The organism is Candidatus Merdisoma sp. HCP28S3_D10 (genome assembly GCF_052065835.1).
Taxonomy (GTDB): Bacteria; Bacillota; Clostridia; order Lachnospirales; family Lachnospiraceae; genus Laedolimicola.
Genome location: NZ_JBQHTG010000001.1, coordinates 708898 through 728679 on the forward strand (window position 1 = coordinate 708898; position 19782 = coordinate 728679).

Annotated in this window: 9 protein-coding genes; all 9 read right to left on the bottom strand. The window is 44.6% G+C overall.

The features are described from left to right. Window positions 1-35 precede the first annotated feature (35 nt). Window positions 36-13880 carry a SpaA isopeptide-forming pilin-related protein gene (locus ACTNCH_RS03260; RefSeq protein ID WP_441014807.1) on the bottom strand — a complete coding sequence of 4615 codons (13845 nt, stop codon included), beginning with the start codon at window positions 13878-13880 and terminating at the stop codon, window positions 36-38. 306 nt (window positions 13881-14186) lie between these two features. Beyond that, complete coding sequence (locus tag ACTNCH_RS03265; RefSeq protein WP_441038316.1) at window positions 14187-14519, bottom strand: hypothetical protein; 333 nt, start codon at window positions 14517-14519, stop codon at window positions 14187-14189. Further along, entirely contained in the window at window positions 14440-14898 is a 459-nt protein-coding gene (locus ACTNCH_RS03270; RefSeq protein WP_441014803.1) for a LytR/AlgR family response regulator transcription factor, read from the bottom strand. Before ACTNCH_RS03270 ends, ACTNCH_RS03265 begins: the two co-directional genes overlap by 80 nt. Further along, window positions 14895-15167 carry a hypothetical protein gene (locus ACTNCH_RS03275; RefSeq protein WP_441014801.1) on the bottom strand — a complete coding sequence of 91 codons (273 nt, stop codon included), beginning with the start codon at window positions 15165-15167 and terminating at the stop codon, window positions 14895-14897. The genes ACTNCH_RS03270 and ACTNCH_RS03275 overlap by 4 nt, the downstream gene beginning before the upstream one ends. Beyond that, window positions 15151-15354: a histidine kinase gene (locus tag ACTNCH_RS03280; protein WP_441014799.1), complete on the bottom strand. Its 204-nt coding sequence runs from the start codon at window positions 15352-15354 to the stop codon at window positions 15151-15153. Before ACTNCH_RS03280 ends, ACTNCH_RS03275 begins: the two co-directional genes overlap by 17 nt. Before the next feature lie 27 nt (window positions 15355-15381). Next, window positions 15382-16176: a hypothetical protein gene (locus tag ACTNCH_RS03285; protein ID WP_441014797.1), complete on the bottom strand. Its 795-nt coding sequence runs from the start codon at window positions 16174-16176 to the stop codon at window positions 15382-15384. Between the two features lie 172 nt (window positions 16177-16348). Next, window positions 16349-17044, bottom strand: a complete 696-nt coding sequence (locus tag ACTNCH_RS03290) for a hypothetical protein (RefSeq protein ID WP_441014795.1) — start codon at window positions 17042-17044, stop codon at window positions 16349-16351. Window positions 17045-17274: 230 nt separating this feature from the next. Next, complete coding sequence (locus ACTNCH_RS03295; protein WP_441014793.1) at window positions 17275-18096, bottom strand: response regulator; 822 nt, start codon at window positions 18094-18096, stop codon at window positions 17275-17277. 7 nt (window positions 18097-18103) lie between these two features. Beyond that, the gene (locus tag ACTNCH_RS03300; RefSeq protein WP_441014791.1) at window positions 18104-19723 is read right to left on the bottom strand and encodes a sensor histidine kinase; all 1620 of its coding nucleotides are present in this window, start codon (window positions 19721-19723) and stop codon (window positions 18104-18106) included. Window positions 19724-19782: the final 59 nt, after the last annotated feature.

Consider the following 19782-nt stretch of genomic DNA (forward strand, 5'->3'; position numbering starts at 1 on the left):
GCACCTCCTTTCTCCTTGCGCCCGGGAAGTGATTGTTATACCGTTCCATGCCAGTTTTCACCTCGCCTGCGCTTTCTCCTGTATCGATCTGCCAGCCACACTACCGGAATAAGCAGTGCTACTGCTGCCAGCGGCGTCTGATTTTCCGTATTAACGCCAACATCGATGGTCACATCTTTCTTATTCGTCAGTTCGATTTCTATCGTTCCGACACGATCCAGTGTTACTTTGACCTGTCCTTTGTTCGCTGCTTCGTGGGTAATCTCCTTTTCTGAGTCGTCCTGCTGTTTCATTTTGACTACCGCAGTGTAATTCAGTTCATTATTCTCTGTAATCACCAGGGTGGAACCCACCGGAATAGCATCTGTGCCAAACGCCTTTGCAGCCTCTCCTGACAGTCCAGCTAAACCATCTTTAGATGAATACTTACCACCATTTTTCAGCGTGATCTCTTTTTCTCCAACTTTTGTTCCGTCCGGTTCATAGACTTCCAGCTTGATCGCAAACGATCCATTATAGTCGCCCATATTTCCGGATACGGATTTTGTCAGGTTAAATGCCGTTGACTCCATATTTTTAGCAATCAAGTCACTGCCAGTGTTTCCCTCCTCCGGTTTTAGGGTTACCGGGCAGGAGCTTACCGTTTTTCCATCCTTGGTAATCGTTCCATTAAATTCATCCAGTCGGCGAATGCTGACTTTTCCGGCACTGTCTACATCAAGAATCACTCCGGTCCTGGCTTCCTTGCTCAGATAGTACCCACTGATGGATGCCGTCTCACTAAGCAGATAAGAATTATCATGCTTTAACAGGCCATCCGGGAACACAATCTTACCCTCGTCATTCGTTGTAAGCGTATAGATATCCTTAGCTTTGTCATAAGTAATGTTGCTATATCCAGCAAGATTGAAATCTGCCGTAAAACTGCTTTTCGTTCCGTCTGCCTTGTTATATGGTGTCAGAGTAAATGTTACACCTTGTAGCGTTTTGGTCTGATCTGCATCATCTACTTTTGTCAGTGTCACCCGGACTTTTTCATCACGGATGGAAATGGTTGTCTTACCGGTATCCAAGGATGCACAGCCTGATGTAGATTCCTGCGTGGCTTGTATCGTTTCCGTCTTTGGTACATAACCTCCGGAAGCTGTCATGCTGCCCTCGTCAATCGTTCCGTCTGTCTTGACTTTAAATGTAACTTGTGCAGTTGCCTCGTAGCCATCCGGTGCTTTCGTTTCCGTCAACGTGTAAGTATGTCCACCGATCACTCGCTCAATCGGAATCAGGATACCATCTGTACTGTTTACTAGAAGTGTCTCACTTTCCCTGCCATCTGCCAGCTTATTGCTTGTCTCACAGGTATCCTTGCCGGATTCATCCTTCGGACAGGTGTCTTTTAATGTAAAGGTGGCACCGGTCAGTCCGTCCGTTCCGGATTCCCCAAGTTTCTTCACATAAATCTTGATTGGTTCATCCTGCATGCTGACCCCCGGAATACTCTTTACGTTTCCACTCTTCTTCTGAATCTCTACCTTGCCCTGGCGGTCGATTGTGAAAGTTGTCGGCGTTGTCTGCAGTATATAGCCTTTTGGTGCTTTTACCTCTACCAGATGATAGGTTTTTTTGGCAGTATCACTACTCGTATCCGTTGGCAGACCATAGATCACAACATTTCCGTCTGAATCCGTCGTTACTTTATTTGTCTGACTGTTTTTATCAGTAGCGGATGTATAGAAGTTGACTTTCGTACAGCCAGTATGTTCCCCACCACAGTTATTCCCTTCATGGATCTCAAATTCTGCTCCTGCCAGTGGTTTGTTGTTCAGTTCTAACGCTGCATCTGTAATACTTGTTTTATTCAGCACAACGCTGTTCTTTGCATTTATTTCTTCATGACTGACCGAAAGCCGATTTGTTTTTCCATCAATGATATAGGTATGTGTGTTTGTCGCATTGCCCGCACTGTCTTTTTCCAGCTTGTATCCGGACAATTCTGTTTTTTCCGTCAACACATAAGTTCCCCAGTTGAGACCGGTAATAGAAATCTTGCCTTCCATGTTCGTTCCTGTCTCTTGGATTGTCCACTTTTCACTGATTTGTTGTCCGGATTCCTCCGTTTGCTTTCCGGATTTGTCAGTCAGCTTAATAGTTTGATAGTTATGACCTGTCTTGACTTCCACAGAATCCTTCAGCAAATAGTCGCTCAAATCGTTTCCTTCCGCAGCTTTTGGCACATCTGTTCTTTTCAGCGTATAGACAACTTCATTTAAAGGTTCTTTTGTTCCTGCATCAGTCTTTGTCAGTGTCAGTTCCCCGGTCAGACGCTTGTTTGCTACGCCATTCTCATCTTTCTTTAGAGAAGTAGTCGTTCCATAGCCGTAGGATGTCAAAGAAGCGTTATCTGCCAGCACAAAGGGAAAACTGTTGTTTGCATCCCACTGATAGCCTGCAGCAGCCTTAGTTTCTTTCAGGATGTAGGTACCCTTTTCATGAATCTCAATAGAAATGTCTCCGTTTCCATCTGTCGTAAAGATACCTGTATCATTCACTTTTTTATAAATATTTGCTTCGGAGACGGAATCTTTGTAAAGCGTAAATTCCGTTCCCGGAATTGCGGCTTTCTGTCCTTCTTCATCTGCATCGTACTTATGCAGTTTAACCGTTGCCTTGTAAGGCAGGTTGACTGCCAGCTTCTTCTCTACCTCTGCAATGTCTGTATAGGAAACATCCACCGCCTTGTAATGATTGTAGCTCGTTGTCTCTACCCTGTCTGAAAGTGTTCCCACCTTATGATCAGCGGCATTTTCCGCTTCCACAAGGTTTATAAACTTATTTTTCATGTAAGAAACACCGGAAGCTGTTTTGCTTCGATACTCCTCATAATTCTGATCGATAATGGTTACATGATAGCTTCTGCCATCGTTATACACATCACTCGGTGCAGTGCGTTCGGTAAAGACATAGCCAAGTGCATTCTGTTTCAGAATAATAGAAGAATCGATAGCAGGTTGACCAGATGTGATAATTGCTCCCTTTGCATCATAAATCAGCTTCGAAGCATAACCCTCGTCAGTAATACTCTTCCATACAAGGTATCCTTTTTCATTTGTCACTGCCACGCCCAGCTGCTTGATTGTTTCTGTGCTGTTTCCGGAACTTCCGGTTACACTTACCACCTCGCTTACGGTAAATTCTACATCTTTTATCGCTTTCCAGCTTTTTCCATCATAACCTGCCACTACCTTTTGCAGATCTACCGGCGCAATGATGGTTTCATCTACCATTGTCAGGACATTGTCTTGCAGGTTGGTCGTTTTCTTCCACTCATTTCCGTCTATACTTGTCGGTGTTCCGGTGCCAGTCCATACATACAGCTGAGATACCATCGTGGAATCTTTTGTAGTTGTTCCTGACAATTTAAAGTACAGATTCTCCGCTTTCAGATACCCGATCGGTGCTTTCGCCTCATGCAATGTATAAATGGTATTTTCTTTCAGCGTTCCCTCCGGAAGTGACGCATTGCCATCAGCGGCTGCCCCTTCCGGAAGTATCCAGTTCCAGCTGCTCTGGTTGTTTCCCAGAGTGGCTTTTTTCTTGTCGGCAGCTGTTGTATCTGTTCCTTCATAGATCTCCAACGTGGCCCCGGATAATGCTTCGCCGTTCAACGACTTCTGATCACCAGTTTTCTGTTGTAAACCGTTTCTGGTTTCGATATCGTTTTTCTTGGCAATCGTAAGCTTTGTCTTTTCATTCTGGACTTTTAGATTCAGTGCGATATGTTTTTTATTGTCTGTATCTCCTTCCGAGATTTCAGGATCCTGTTTTAGGGCAAGTCCGGAATCCAAATACCTAACCTCTTTGATCTTGTTGTCTGAATCGACCTTAAACGTCACCAGCGTAATTGGCTGACTATTCTCTGTCCGGGTCATATAGCCGTCCGGTGCTTTTGTTTCCTTCAGCGTGTATGTACCCTTTCTGGAAATATCCGGTTTTACTTTGTTTCCAGCGCTGTCTTTTTTGATTTCAGTACCGCTATCGTCCAGCAGATAAAGCTGACCCCCCTGGTCTGTCATACAATTCCAGCTCATGGTACCTGCAGAGCCAGGTTGTGATTGTGTGATGGACGTATAACTTAAGCTGAATTTTCCTCCGGCAAGTTTTCTCTCTTTATCCTTGCTGTCTACTTTCACCAGTTCCAGTGTTTTCGGAATGTCTGTTACCGGAGTATTGGTTACAATCGCTGTTGTTCCATCCGTACCGGCGGTCACATCGGTACGGCCTGTCGTCTCATAAGTCACCTTTGCATACGCTTCGTAATCAATATTTGTAATCTCATTCGATCCTGTATCTGACTCTGGTGACTTTGGCGTAATGGTAAAGTACAGATTCTCCATCAAACGATACTGATCTGATGCGCCTCGTTCCACTTCTTCAAAGTAATAGCTTCCAACATCAAGACCATTTTTTAATGCCGAGCCAGTGATTCGGTTCGTGATCGAAGCATCGCAAACTTTCAGATCTATCTTTCCGCTGGCATCCGTTGTCAGGTAAACATCCTCTGCCAGAACCGGCTTTACATTCGTCGGTTTTCCATCTTGATCTGTTCCATCATACTTGTACAACTTGAAGGAAATATTGGCAATTGGCTTCTTTGTCTCAGAATCCTTCTTTTCCAGCGCCACGTTTTTCAGATGTCTTGCGACATCTCGCATGACGATCCGGTTTTCGTCTGCATCCGGCTTGTAATAGTTCTGATAATCTGTTCCGTCTGCGCTTAATGGATTCTCATTTTGTATCGTGTCCGGCTTACTTCCGTTTTCTTCCACTGTAATCGTACCATCTGCATTCATCGTAAACGTAATCTCTTTGGCAACGATATAATTTGCATGAACACTGCCTGCCGGTTCGGACAGGGTATAGGTTTTTCCTGCATCCAATAGTCCTGTCAGCGTCCACGCACCGGTACCGGTATCATAGGTCACGCCTTCGATTTGGGTTGTTCCGTCCGTCTTTGTCGCTGCCGGAGTTTCTTTTTGATTCAGCCGAATCGTTTTTTCCCCGGACGGGAATGTAAGCCCAGAATCTACAGCTTTCAATTCCAGATAACCAGTGTCACTTAACGGAACCTTCCTTCCATACTGATCCATCTTATAAAGTGTGACTTTGTTTGGCTCATTGCTCCATTTGTAGTCGGCCACTGCTGAATCTGTATTCTCAGTTTGCAGTGAAATTTTCGCCTTATTAGACGGATATATGCCGGTAAGATCTTCCTCCATTACTGTCTGGTCAATCTTTGCAATGACTGCTTTTCGAACCTGTGTATCCAACTTATAACCGGCCGGTGCTGTCAGCTCCTTGATGTAGTAGGTGCCGGAAAGAAGGGTGAAGGGATAGCTGTCGTATGTCGTATTGGATTCGTAAGCGCGAAGATACGGCACGTTATTTGCATCTTTTACTTCGTCAAGCGTTTTGTTGTCCTTCGCCTTATTTGTCAGAACCATTGTGGTCTTATCCGTTGAACCTGCTACTACAGATGCTTTTGGCACCAGACCTGCCACCTGTGTTGTACATGCTTCATCCAGATATACGCCAAAATAAGCACTACTTGCACCCGTCGCCTCGCCATAGGCGTTCAAATCCTCATAGCCTTCTTCTGTCTTAGGTCCGGTCTTTGTAAAAGTAAGAACACCACGGCTTTCCAGATTGACCGCTGTACTATCGTTTGTAGCCGCCTGGCAGGTATCCTGAAACGTATGTGTTTGATTGCCTGCAGCTTTATACTCTGTTTTCAGCTTCAGACCGCCCGTCAATGGCGTTTTTTCGGTACTGATCCAGGCGGTTCCATGTTCTCCGGTATCTTTTAAGTCGTCTATCAGCAGTTTCTTTTCTCCACTTCCCACTGTAAATTCAATGCCCTTACTCCAGACACTATACTCACTGCCTGTGGATACTTCTTTTAATACATACGTTCCGGCAACCAGATATTTTTTCTCATCTCCGTATTGTCCGTTCTTATGAATCAGATTTCCATTCGTATCTGTTTTGATATTGGATGCATACAGTGTTTCCCCGGTATCGAACAGCCCCTTTTTATAAATGTTAAAGGTTACATTTTGCAGATCTTTGTCTTCCTTGACATCCGGTGCCAGGTAGGCTGCCTTTTTGCTTAAATTGACAAATCCATAGATAACACGGTTTGTCGCAACCGTCAGATCCGTTTGAAATGCCGGTTCTGACTGAGCGTCCTCTCCATACTGGTAAGAAACAACGTAGGCGCCATTGGTCTTTGACGTTTCATCTACTGATTTTCCATTGATTTTCGTTTCTACCGCACGGTAGATGATTTCTTTGCCATCTGTCGTGTACAATGGAAGCTTCTTCCATGTTGCTTCTTTCGTATCATTTGGCTTTGAGGAAATCAGCGTGATCGGATCGCATCCATTTACATCTTCCCAATCACCGTCCGTGCTGTCTTCTTTCCTGATCATCTGCTGGAGTTTGAAAGTTGCAGTGTACCCGTCATCGGTCTTCTCGGAATAGTCCGTATTCTGCCAGATCTTTCTTACCGTGTAATCCTGCAGTTCGATATTGGTAAACGTATATTTTGTAATATCCGTTCCAGGCGTTGTTTCTGTTGCCGCTTTCTTTTCTGTTTCTTCATCTGTCTTATAGCCATCAATGGAATGTTCGATGACCTTGTATTCAAGTTCATACCCATCTCTGTCATATTTCGGAAGGTCTGTCCATGTCACTTTCTTTTCCGAGATTCCCGGTTCTGTGAAAGATACCGTATCAACGATGCGGGTTTCATAAGAGTGCCAGCTTTCATCGTTCTTTGCTTTCGTCTTGTACAGGAGTTCAAACTCTGCCGTTTTTTCTGCTTTGTCCACACATCGCCAGATTTTTGTAACCTCGATGGATTTCGACGGATTATCTGTTACCAGCACATTCGTGATCTTACTTTCGTTGCGTCCCTCTTCCTTATTGTATACATGATCTGCATTTGTAGCGCTAGTCGAATAATCCGTGGTATCTTTGTAATTTTGTGCACCACTGACAGTTGTTCCATACTGCTTTTTGCCAAAAAAGCTTGTCGAATCATCGGTATGTAGTTCTACTGCTCGGAAATAAAGGGAATAAATCGTATATGTTGTCCCATCCTCTCCGGTATAAACTTCCACTGTCGGAAGATCTTCCAGTGTCTTCTTCCATTCCCCCTTATTATTCGGGGTAATAATAAAGGTATATGGTGTTCCGTCTGATTTTAATACATCCGCCCATTCGCTTAACTGTGGTTCTTCCGTTTTTTCAGAATCCGAATTTTCTTCTTTCGCATTCTCATTCCCGTTTTCATTTTCTACTTTTACGCCACGCTTTTGCAGGACAAATGTCAGGCTTTTCGGTCTGGACTGATACTTGTTATCCTGATCGCCTGCCCATCTCTTCGTGACAACAAGAGATGTGGATTTCAGTGTATTCTCTATCACTGTCTTCGTCTCATTTTGCGTGGAATATCTGCACTCATAAGCACCGGCTGTATATTTCACTGTCTGGTCTTCCTGTATAATCTTATTGATCGGAACACCTCCGATTGCCGTTTCCACACAGCGGTAGGTATAGGTCTTTCCTTCTTTGTTCTGCACCGGCAGATTCGTAAAGGTATATCCCCAGGAATTATTTCTTGTATTTCGAATCACATTCGATGCATTTAATGTAACAGATACGATGGATGTTCCGCTTTCATTTTTCATTACACTTGGCAGACCGGTCCATTTTCCTGTTGTCTCATCATAGCTGCCGTATTCAGTCTTCCATTCAATATCTTTCCAGCTTGTGCCCTTATCCACGGAACGCTGCAATTTCACAGTTATACTATTCGGACGCAGATTATACTTATTATTTCCGTCCATCCAGTTCTTGCGGACATAATAAGAACCATTAAAGCCGTTGGTCATTGTTCCCAGCTGAAGTTCCTCCGTATCTGCTGTTTTTGTGATGTCCGGTGCTTTCTTATAGCCTGTAACCTGTTCTTCGGAAAGCGCATAGATATACGGCATTCCGTTTGCGCCATAGCGTTCCAGATTGTAGATTGTATAGGTCCAAGTATCCGAGGTATTATTCTTGCCTGTATTCCAGACAATATATGGCATTTCGACACTTTCGTCTTTCTGATCTTTTACCTCCAGTGTGATCTTAGTTGCATCTACTTTGTTTTGCTGACCCTTTTCATTGTTTGTATGACGTGTCAGTGTAACTTTGAAGTCTGAAACGGATGGGCGAAGTCCTTCCCCGTTGTTGTAATCATCCCATTTCTTCTCACCGGATATTGTGACATTTCCGGGATCACTGTAGGTATTTGTCGTTGCAACGTCCGTATTGATTGCAGCATCCGGCTTATCCCAATTTCCCGGCAGGCTGGTCACATCCATTCGCTGATTATTCGTTAATGTCTTATCATCAAGTCCGTCTTCATCATGATAACTGATCCCATAACCGCTGATTGCCTTTTCTTCTATATAGTAGCAATACTGCTTACCTGTCGGTGAATAGATCAGAAGATCTTTAAATTTATAGGAAGCCTTTCCATTCTGCCCTGTAAATTCCTCTGCATTGATCGTATGCGTTTCAAGTTTTGTCGTTGTATCTTTTTCTTTATCCTTTTCATAGCGATACAGCGTATATGTAACTGACGGATACCGCTTTTCGTTGTCTGCAAGGTTCTCACGCCCCGCCCAGTTCTTTGTGACGGTAATCGTCCGTCTGTTCAGATCTTCTCGGAACAGATTGGATATCGTGCCGTTGATATTTGTCGATATATACAACTGGCTGGCAATCGGATCCTTAATCGTCTCCCGAACAAGATATGTATATCGATTGCCGTTCGCATCAAACTTCGGCAGCATCGCTTTTCCATCCTGCATGGAAATCAGACCTTTATCAAGTTCCTCTTTCGTAACATCCTTGTCCGGGAACGTATAACGTGTCTTGTCATTTCCGTCTGTTTTACTGCTGCCAAGATGCGTCGTGTCCACAAGTGTCAGCTTTCCAGCATCGATCAACGCTTTTATCTCGTCATCGCTTTTCGTCTGTACTTCTATAATCTCCGGATCTATTGTCCGATACAGGGTTAGCAGCGGATCCGGAAGTTCATCTTCTACGGTCTGATAACCAGCCAGGCCTGTCCAGGTCTTATTGCCCTGTATGGTCATGTAATCGCTGATAACATTGGTAAAGACTTCATAGGTATCTTCATAAACAGCTGCATCATTCTCACTGGCGATTGACTTTGTCTGAGTAGACGGAAGATAGGTACCAAGCACAGTTTTTCCATCGTTGTTCATTTTTTCTTTGAATACATAACCGTACTCACTTCCGGATTCGTCAAACTCCGGCAGATCAGAGACGGTGATTTTCCAGTTGTAGCCTGTTTCCAGTTCGATGCCTTCCGCAGGTTCCGTAGGTTCGGGTGTCCAGATCTGATCCTTATATTCCGTATACAGAGTAAGCTGATCTGCTGAAAGATCCTCCACCGTTGCCTCCGGATTTTCTTTCTGCAATTCTCTCAGATCTTTTTTCAGATAACGATACAGATTCATATAAAGATCTGGTCGGCTGTCTGAGCTGATACCGGAATCTTTCCAGTATTTGTAAGCTATATGACCGGTTGTTCCTGTGATCGTATTTTCAAACGCAAAGGTGTAGGTCTGTGTTTTGCCGGTTTCTGTTACCTGAGGGTCTGTCTTTTTCAGGACATAGCTGTAGCCTGCTGTTTTTTCTTCCACATCATCTGCATTGTCTGTCTGGACTTCATCCAGGCTGTAGGAATGCGGCACAGCCGTCGCAGAAAACATAGCAAGCCCTTTGATGGTAAAGCACCATTCACGCTTCCCGTTTTCTTCTTTGTCTATGCTGCTTACTGTGATCACGCCGGTGCTTTGATTCAGTACTACATTACAACTATCACTGCCATCCTCTTTTTGGGACGAAACTTTAACCGCGTCCGGAATGTCTGTATAGGCAACTCCGTCCCGATAAAGCTGAAACTGTATAGACTTTGGCCGTACTCCCTCGGCATTATTCTCATCGTTCCAGACTTTTTTCGCAGAGATTTCAGTCTGACCGATACGGGTGTTTGTAATAAATACCTCTCCATTTTCCGCCTGCATCTGTGTCCGATAAGAACGTTCTTTATTCTCTGCTATTCCTGACAGAATGACATTATTTCCAGATGCCGCAGCAATCAGCTGCTGATATGTATACTCTGCCGGTGTTGCCTGATCCTTATTCGGATCTCCGACGTAGTGTTCTACTACAATGTAATTGGTCCAGCTGTCTTTTTTTCCGTCCTTTTTTCCATCTGTCCACGCATTGCCGTCAATGTTTTTCTGCAAAGTGGAGTAAGAAATCTGATTCGTATATTCCCCCTTATTGCTGAGTGTGGTCTGATAGTATTTGACACCTTCCAGATTATTAAGATCTACCGTGTCTGTGTCATTTTTATTCAGCGTTTTTTTCTGTTTCTCCAGTGCCTCTTTTATCTGGGTCTTTCGGTAGACACGAATCTGAACGTTTTTTCTCGTTTCACCATCTTTCACTTCGTCGCCGTTATCCTGCCAAAGTTTCGTCACAAAGATATACGATGTACCATCCTCTGTCAGTCTCCAGTTTACGATTTTCGTTTGTTCAGGTGTCCGATAATGTCTGACGGACCAGTTTCGCTTCTTGGAAGTGTCCTCTAAGGTTATGTTTTCGCCGCCTTGGTTTATAAAGCCAATTTCTGTTGCGCGGTAATAATACACATAACCTTCTGCATCATACTTTGGAAGATCTTGAATCGTTTTTTCCCACGTTCTTCCCTTCTCTTTTGCAATCTGCCACACTTCAGATGCTGTATCGCCTGTACCGTTTTTTACAACTTCATAATCGGCAAGTGAGCCGTCCGCCTTATCCTTTGTAGAACGACGTTCCAATTTGAAGAGCACCTGAGAAATATCCGCAAATTCATTTTCCTCAAGATTTTTATCCCATTCTTTTACGACTTTGTACTCTCTGCGTGCAGTAATGGTATTCGTCTGTTCATAGCGATACTCGCCGATACCATCGCCAAGCATTACCTTATTTTTATAGGAAGACTTTACCACATACTGGCTGCCATCGATGTCTATGATCTGATCGCCGCTTTCATTTTGTGTGACGGAATAGGTTTTCTCTCCGATGGTAACAGTTTCCTGGATTATGGCATGCTCCATGTCATAAGGGCGTCCTTCTTTGTCATATGTATTGACATAATAAACCACATCTCCCTGGGATATGCTGGAAGTAAAGCCTGAAATCGTCTGTGCCTGTTCCTTCTCATTATTCTTTAACATATCATAGGATTTTGGTTTGTCCGAATAAACGGTCAGTTCATCATACGTTGTTCCTCCATCCGCACTGGCTGTTATCTTGACCGTAACAGACGCACCATCGATCTGTGCCAGACCAGAGGGATTCTTCCAGATCTTTGTAATTGCTACCGCTTCTTTCTTGCGGCGGACGTTGGTAATGATTCCATTAACCGGAGCACCATTTTCATAAATTTGCGTAATGTTGTTATTATTCTGACCAGTATATTGAATCGTATAGTCCTCTGCATGCTCTCCGGACAGGCTCTCCCTTACGAAGTACACGTATTCCTGACCTTGATCATCATGTGATGGCAGTGTATAATCCTGCGACATCCCACTGACTGTCTCGCTTGTGAAAGTGATTTCTAATGGATCCTCTGCCGTTCCCTTTGTCTTATCCATCTGATAGGATACGATTCGATCCTTCGTCTGACCATCCCCGGTTGTCTGGAAAATGACCTGTGTTGCAATGCCCTTTGTATAGGCATCATCAATGTCTTTGGCTTTCTTTTTTACATATCTCCAGAGCGTAACGACTGCATCCGGACGGTTCGTGACATCTCCGGTTTGATCCTTCCAGATTTTCTTTGCATGGAATTCAACTTCTTTATTCAGAACTTCTGTGATGATTCCGTTATTATGGCAGAGTGCGGTATCGTTTACAAAACTTCCGCTGCCATTGCTGTAGTAAGTCTTATAGTATTCCAGTCTTCCCTGGGTCACTGTCTGATCTTCTCCGATAGATCCCTGTACCAGCACATAGTCATATTCTTTATTGTCCACATGATATCTGGTAAGATCCGGAATCTTCACCTGCCAGCCTGACCCTCCTGTTGTGACTGTGCCTTCCGGCAGGGTATCATAAACAAGCTCATAAGTTCCGCCCTCTGTCCGCCGATACAGTCTCAGTTTTAAATCCGAAGCATTCTTAGGACGGTAACGATGTCCTTCCTCCCCCTGTCCGTCTATATCATTCCATGTGATTGTTGCCTGAAAGCTTGTCTGTTCTTCAAATATAATCTCACGTCTTCCTGTATCCTCGTGATCTTTATAATCAGAGACGTAATTGTCCGGATTTTTCTTAACAACCACACAGTATTCCAGAGCTTTCCCCTCTGCATCTACCGAAGGGCAGCCTTTATAGGCATACTGATTAACAGATGCATTTGACTTGTCAAAGGCAGGCATTTTTTCCAGATTCAGTTTTTCGCATTCTGCTTCTGTCAGTTCCGTCCATTTGCCATCTGCTGTCCGGTATTGAAGCAGGAAAGAATCCTCAGAAAGTGTCGGTCGTGTTGCCTTGTTATTGTCAACCCAGCTGACATCAAAGCCCACTTCCACATTTTGTGCGTAGTTGACTGTGATAATCGTGACATCTGTCTTCTCTGCAATGGTTCCTGATACAGAGTTTTCGGATGTTGACGTCTTTGTTTCCGTTTCTCCTGCATCGTTTGTTGTGGTCTCTGTGACTGTATATTCTTTATTCAGCCGATAGCCATCCGCTGCTTCCTGCTGCAACGTATAAGTGATTCCCACCGGCACCAATACTTCCGATGGGGTTTTTTCGTTTGATTTATACGTTAGTTCTAATTTTCTTCCCTGATCTCCCTCTCCTGTAAGCTGCGGATATGTAAATACTGCTTTCATATTAAAAGACGGATTGTCGGTTCCACCTTCCGGAATAACTGTGGGCTTCAAGGTTAATTTCTGGCTTTTCAGGCTCATCATCAATGTGCCCACTGCACTGGTCAGATTGGCAGGATCTTCCATATCCACTGAGATTGGCGTGTCGCTCTCGTAATACGGCAGTGCCGGTTCTACATTGACTGTGCAGGAAGTCACCTGACGCTCCACTCCATTTTCATCTGTAATGCTCTTTGGAATATTTTCAATGATAAAGTCACCGCCGCCATCTCCGTCATGTGCAAATTTCAGATAATAGTTCTCCTTCGATATATCATGCTGGGCATAGGATGTTACTGTCTGTACCTCGCCGTTGCTGTCGATATAGGTTTGCACAATGGTAATCGGTTGGTCAAACTCTAACGGTCGAACCAGGTCTTTCCAGTCTGTGCCATACAGATTCTCATCGAATACTATCGTGCCGGACACTTTAAAGGTTCCTGTCACAACTCCCTGTGCAACCGGTTCTTGCTCTTGTGCGTACATTTGAGTCTCTTCCGTTTCCTGAGTCCCTTCCGTTTCCTGAATCTCTTCCGTTTCCTGAGTCTCTTCCGTTTCCTGAGTCTCTTCCGTTTCCTGAGTCTCTTCCGTTTCCTGAGTCTCTTCCGTTTCCTGTATATTTTCTGTCTCAAGATCGGCAAATCCTTCTGTTTCCCGGAAATCCTTCATCTCCGAATCGGCGGTCTGTCCCTCCACCGTATTCTGTGCTGTCGTATGATATTCCGTCGCACTTGCCGGAATATTAACATTCGAAGCCAACATCAGACCTGCAAGTATTCCGCTTAATACTCTCTTTCGTATCGATTGTTTCATCTATCTTCTCCTTTAAACTTGCTTTGAGAGATTATCTATGCCGTAAAATCCCATAACTGCATCATTGTCATAAAGCGGAACGACGACGATGGAATGAATATTCTGCCGTTTCAGGTTTTCGTACTGCAACGGATCATCCTCCCGCATTTTCTCTAAGTCATCAAACAGGATATTTTTATTACTGCAAAATAGCGGTACCAGTTTTCACAAATTTCCGGAGGCAGATTCCTTTGCGTTCTCAAAATAATCCCATAAGTAACTCATCTGTCCTGTCACTTCCCTTTTTGATTTATCTGTATCTAGTAATCATAAAAAAGCCGACGTTAAAAAAACGTTAATTTTCCCCTGTTTTGGTAAAATATATTGCACAAATTTCCCCATATTTTTTTTGCAATATTTATAGATTTCTTTCAGAAAAAAAATCCCGTCCTGCCCTGTTTTGAGGGTAAGACGGGATTTCCCACCTGCCACTGCTTCTTTCCTAAACCCCGATGTCCGGTTTTTCTTCAGCTCATCCATAAGCTGGTAGAAAGTGACCCGATACAAGGTCTGCATCTTTTCATCCGCACACCTGTCCTGCCACAGACAGGCTATGGCTTCCCCGGTCGTCAGCCCTGTTTCCCCTCTGTCCACCAGCATAGCGAGCAGCTCCTGTTTTTTTCCGCCCGGAGCCAGCCGCTTCCAACGCTTCCCCGATCTCCGCCTTCGTGTACGGCTTCATGATATATCCAAGTGCCTTCACACCAAATGCGTCCAGTGCATACTGCTCAAACGCCGTCATAAAAAATATCCTGATGTTGCAGTCCTTTTTCTTTAACTCCCTCGCAAGCTCAATGCCTCCCATGTCCGCCATCTCTATGTCCAAAAAGGCTACGTCTATCCTGTTCTCCCCTGCATACTTGATTGCCTCCTCGCAATCCGAAAGCAAACGGAGGCTTTCGATTTCTGGAAACCCCTTCGCCTTTAACTGGAACGTGTCAAGTGCCGGCTGTTCATCATCCACGCATATTACTTTCATTTCTTTTTTAACTCCGTCTTCTGTGTTTTATGTTTTCCGGGAATCGTAATGATTATTGTTGCACCCTGTCCCGGTGCATTTGCCATGTCAACCCCCACACAGTCATCGGAAATCTCAATGATGCTGTCGCCGTTTTCCGCCCATGTGTGCAGGATGACGGTTCTTCCCTGCTTCTTATGAAGCAACCCGTGCCTGATTTCATTTTCCACCAAAGGCTGGAGAACCAGCGGAGGAATCTTGAAATTATCTGCCTCAATGTTTTTTTGCAAACTGTATCTTTTCGCCGAAACGCACCTGCTCAAGAAAGACATATTCCTCCAGATGTTCCCGTGATTTTGTAAAGGCTTCCGGCTCGTCCTTCTCCATAATGTTAATGTTGCTCCTTAAATAATGGGCGAACATGACCAATGTTTCATCCGCTTTCTGTGGGTCATATTCACACATACCACTGTTCAAAGTCTTACTCTCCAAATCTCTTCAAAATTACTTCCTGTAATCCGAAAACCTCTGATACTCCGGCACCATATATCTGCCTTTATAACTTTCTATAATGTCCTCTGCCAATTGTTCCTCGACCGGCTCTGCGCTGCTTATATCCCAGTCCCTGCTGTATGCCATATACCACAGCTGATCGGGTGATGCTGCCGCATTGTAGAGAATTGCCTGGACAACTGAAAGTTCCTTGCCATCCATAGCATAATAGAACCATGCGCTGTTAGCAGCTCCCGATGATGCCTCATTTGCAATAAGATAGCCGCCTTCCTCCAGTCCGGCGATATAATAACGATCACGCTCCTGCCCGACAAAAATCTGTACAGGAACGCTGTCTTCCAGGGTATACAATTCAAAGAGCATTTTATTCACAAATTCATCTCCGTGAATGGCTCCGATCATCAGCTCACATACCCCATCGCCATTTACGTCCAGAAAAGCATATCCGACATTTTCCAGAGCGTTTCCCTCCTGACAGTAGAGGCTTAACTGGCTTAATCCTTCCCTGGATAGTTTCTGTCCATCCCATTTTTCGCTCAGAGCAGCATAGTATTTATCCAAAACCTCTCCATACTGTTCTTCATAAGATCCCAAAGCATCTGTTTCCTCTTTTTTAACAGATTCCTGCACAGTGCTTTCTGTCTGTTCTGTGACACTTTCTTCTCCTGCTTTTGCCGATTCCACACTTTGCGTTTTAGTGCCGCAGGCAGTCAGGACAAAAAGCATCATGCCGATGCTACAGGCTGACAACATCTTTTTCTTTATGACCATTTTTTTCCTTTCCATGTGTTATTATCTTCTTCGGTCAATGCCGGTCATGCGGAAATACTCACTTTTATCCTCAAGATTGTTTTGAAATTCCCTCTCCCATACTGAACCGACCGCCAGCATTACCGAGTTTTCAGCTGCGTTTTCCCACAGAACCGCTATACGCTTTTGCGGGTTATCTTCATCTGTTTTACGGAACCCAGTATCGGATAATCTGTACGATCTGTTCCTGTCTGACCGTGATCACTGTATTGTTACAGCCAAACGACATATCACTATTTTCAATGGCATCCGGCAGGTCTTTTAACTCTACTATCGGCAGGTCTGACTCTTGTTCAGAACCTGCCTGATCTTCAAATGTTATATCATCCGCCAAAGGAATCGTTACTTTGCCAACAGAATAATAAACCGGATAATCGTTAAAGGTCACAGTACGATACAAGCCGTCCTCTTCCATCAATTCAATTCCATCATTTTCAATGCCCCCATTAATCTGAATAAACCCTGTTTCGGTATTTTTTTCCACCTTGTCCACTGTTATTTCTTTGTTGCAAAATTGAATTTTGGAACCGCTCGCTAATTTGTCTATGGCTTCCATCTCATAACGGTCATATTCATATACTTCTACTGTCAATTCATATCCAGCGTCTGTTTTAATAAGATCATCTGCTGTAAATGAAACAGAATATCCGCCATCAGCCAGAGCATCCTGAGCCGTTTCCAAAGGATATAACGGTTTTACCACAGCTTCCGATTCTTCCATATTTGTCCCGGTTTCCGTGTTTACCCTGGTTTCTGCATCTGGTGCAGAAGCTCCGCATCCAGTTGCTGCAACTATGGTCAATACTGCTCCCACTAACATAGTAACTAATAAATTCTTTTTCACAATCTTTCTTACCTTTCCTTTTTATTTTTTCTGAATAATATGATTATAAAAAACCGGTGTTAAAAAAGCGTTAATTTTTTCCCTGTTTTGGCAAAATATATTGCACAAATCCCCCCCCCCACACATTTTTTGTGTAATATTTATAGATTTCTTTCAGAAAATTCAAAAAAATCCCGTCCTGCCCTGTTTTGAGGGTAAGACGGGATTTCCCACCTGCCACTGCTTCTTTCCTAAACCTCACTGCCCGGTTTTTGAAAAACTGTGGCTTCTTTCATGCTGTTTAACTGTCCGTTTCTAGTTTCCGACCACGAATACTCATTCAGGTAATATCCCCCGTAACTTTTCAATCCCTCCGTCTCCCCGTCCAGTATGCGGTACAGGTCACATTCCACCATGTCCTTCACGATATACTTGCTCTTTTCACCAGAACCTATAATATCCTCAATCCCATTTTTCTTCAGTTCATCCATAAGCTGGTAGAAAGTGACCCGGTACAAGGTCTGCGTTTTTTCATCCGCACACCTGTCCTGCCACAGACAGGCTATGGCTTCCCCGGTCGTCAACCCTGTTTCCCCCCTGTCCACCAGCAATGCAAGCAGCTCCTGTTTTTTTCCGCCCAGAGCCAGCCGCTTTCCGTCCACACGCACGGTAAAATTGGGAATTGTTTCGATTTCCACCCTCTTTTTGGGACGGGAGTGCATCAATGCAGCCGTTTCCAACGCTTCCCCGATTTCCGCCTTCGTGTACGGCTTCATGATATACCCAAGTGCCTTCACACCAAATGCGTCCAGTGCATACTGCTCAAAAGCCGTCATAAAAAATATCCTGATGTTGCAGTCCTTTTTCTTTAACTCCCTCGCAAGCTCAATGCCTCCCATATCCGGCATCTCTATGTCCAAAAAGGCTACGTCTATCCTGTTCTCCCCTGCATACCGGATTGCCTCCTCGCAATCCGAAAACAGACGGAGGCTTTCGATTTCCGGAAACCCCTTCGCCTTTAACCGGAACGTGTCAAGTGCCGGTTGTTCATCATCCACGCAAATCACTTTCATTTCTTTTTCACTCCGTCTTCTGTATTTTATGTTTTCCGGGAATCGTAATGGTTACTGTTGTACCCTGCCCCGGTATGCTTTTTATGTCCATTGTCCCTCCCACCATATACTTCAGGCGGAAACGGACATTTTTCATTCCGACAGATTCCTGCCCCGGTGCATTTGTCATGTCAAACCCCACACCGTCATCGGAAATCTCAATAATGACGTCGCCGTTTTCCGCCCATGTGTGCAGGACGACGGTCCCTCCCTGCTTCTTATGAAGCAGCCCGTGCTTGATTGCATTTTCCACCAAAGGCTGGAGAACCAGCGGAGGAATCTTGAAATTATCTGCCTCAATGTTTTTTGCAAACTGTATCTTTTCGCCGAAACGCACCTGCTCAAGAAAGACATATTCCTCCAGCTGTTCCAGTGATTTTGTAAAGGCTTCCGGCTCGTCCTTCTCCATAATGTTAATGTAGCTCCTTAAATAATGGGCGAACATGACCAGTGTTTCTTCCGCTTTCTGCGGGTCATATTCACACATACCACTGATTGTATTCAGGATATTGAATACAAAATGCGTCCGTATCTGGCTCATGGCGAGGACTATGTGGCTATTTTTCAGTTCCTCCCTGAGCTTTTCCGCCCTGATGGAATCCTGCCGGTTCTTCGCCACCAGCCATGCTGCTCTGACAAAATGGAACACAAACAGCACCGTAAATATTATTTTAATGCAGATGCCGCCCCGCCACCAGCCCGTACAGGAGTTAACAAGCTCAAGCAACAACACGGTCAGCAGCACAATTGCGGAAGGCAGCATCAGTCCCCTACGCTTTCCGCCGTCCTCTGCCTCCATAACGGTCAAAACGAGCAGAAGCAGGCTGACAGCTCCCTGCACCGCTGCCCAATAAATACCCGTGTCATAAATCCCCTTTGCCCCGGCAAGGGACACCACCATAAGAACAAAGTCAGTGAGCATCAGCACATATACTGCAATTTCCGATACTTTTCTGCGTTTCCCATGCAGCAATTCAGCCACACACGCACCCATCAGCCATGCCGCACCCATCATAGCAAGCCGTCTGGCATATGTATTGAATGCCATCTGCCCACTCCAGAGGGAAATGTCCTTTGCGTCAAGATACATATACACCCCCATCATGAGTGACATGAGTCCGGACTTTAGCAGCAGACTGTTGCCAGGGAGACGTAAAAGCCTGTAGCCAGCCGCTGTTCCGATGAGTGCAATGGAAACCACAAGAATGAAAATACTAGTTGCCTTATACGGCAGGCTCTGCCGCTCAAAATAGTTTTTCATTACCACATCACTACCAATGTAGATGGAATCCAGAAACTGATTATATGCGTCCCTGTTTCCAAAACCATGGGGATTATACAATTTTATTTCAAATACGTCCTCCGGCGATGCTGACGGAAACACCCACGATACCCACGTGCTACCGCACATATCCGGGAACTTTTCATGGCTTGATTCATATAGGATTTCCCCGTCCCTGCATATATCCACACCGATGTGGTTTAGATAAAATCTTATTTCTGCCCCCTCCAACAGTTCTGTATCAAATCTGCCACGGAGCGTTACAGCCCCGTTATAAGAAGACAGATCTGTTTTTGCGTCAAGCATCTGCCATTCTCCGCCACCTTGACTGTACTCGCCTGTAAAATGAACAGGCATGGGGATTG

What these genes read in the sequence shown, in the direction of transcription:
- ACTNCH_RS03270 (WP_441014803.1), bottom strand. Translation starts at nt 14,898, where the DNA reads ATGAAAGTAATATGCGTGGATGATGAACAGCCGGCACTTGACACGTTC.
- ACTNCH_RS03285 (WP_441014797.1), bottom strand. Translation starts at nt 16,176, where the DNA reads ATGGAAAGGAAAAAAATGGTCATAAAGAAAAAGATGTTGTCAGCCTGT.
- ACTNCH_RS03265 (WP_441038316.1), bottom strand. Translation starts at nt 14,519, where the DNA reads ATGCTGGTGGACAGAGGGGAAACAGGGCTGACGACCGGGGAAGCCATA.
- ACTNCH_RS03300 (WP_441014791.1), bottom strand. Translation starts at nt 19,723, where the DNA reads ATGCTTGACGCAAAAACAGATCTGTCTTCTTATAACGGGGCTGTAACG.
- ACTNCH_RS03260 (WP_441014807.1), bottom strand. Translation starts at nt 13,880, where the DNA reads ATGAAACAATCGATACGAAAGAGAGTATTAAGCGGAATACTTGCAGGT.
- ACTNCH_RS03295 (WP_441014793.1), bottom strand. Translation starts at nt 18,096, where the DNA reads ATGAAAGTGATTTGCGTGGATGATGAACAACCGGCACTTGACACGTTC.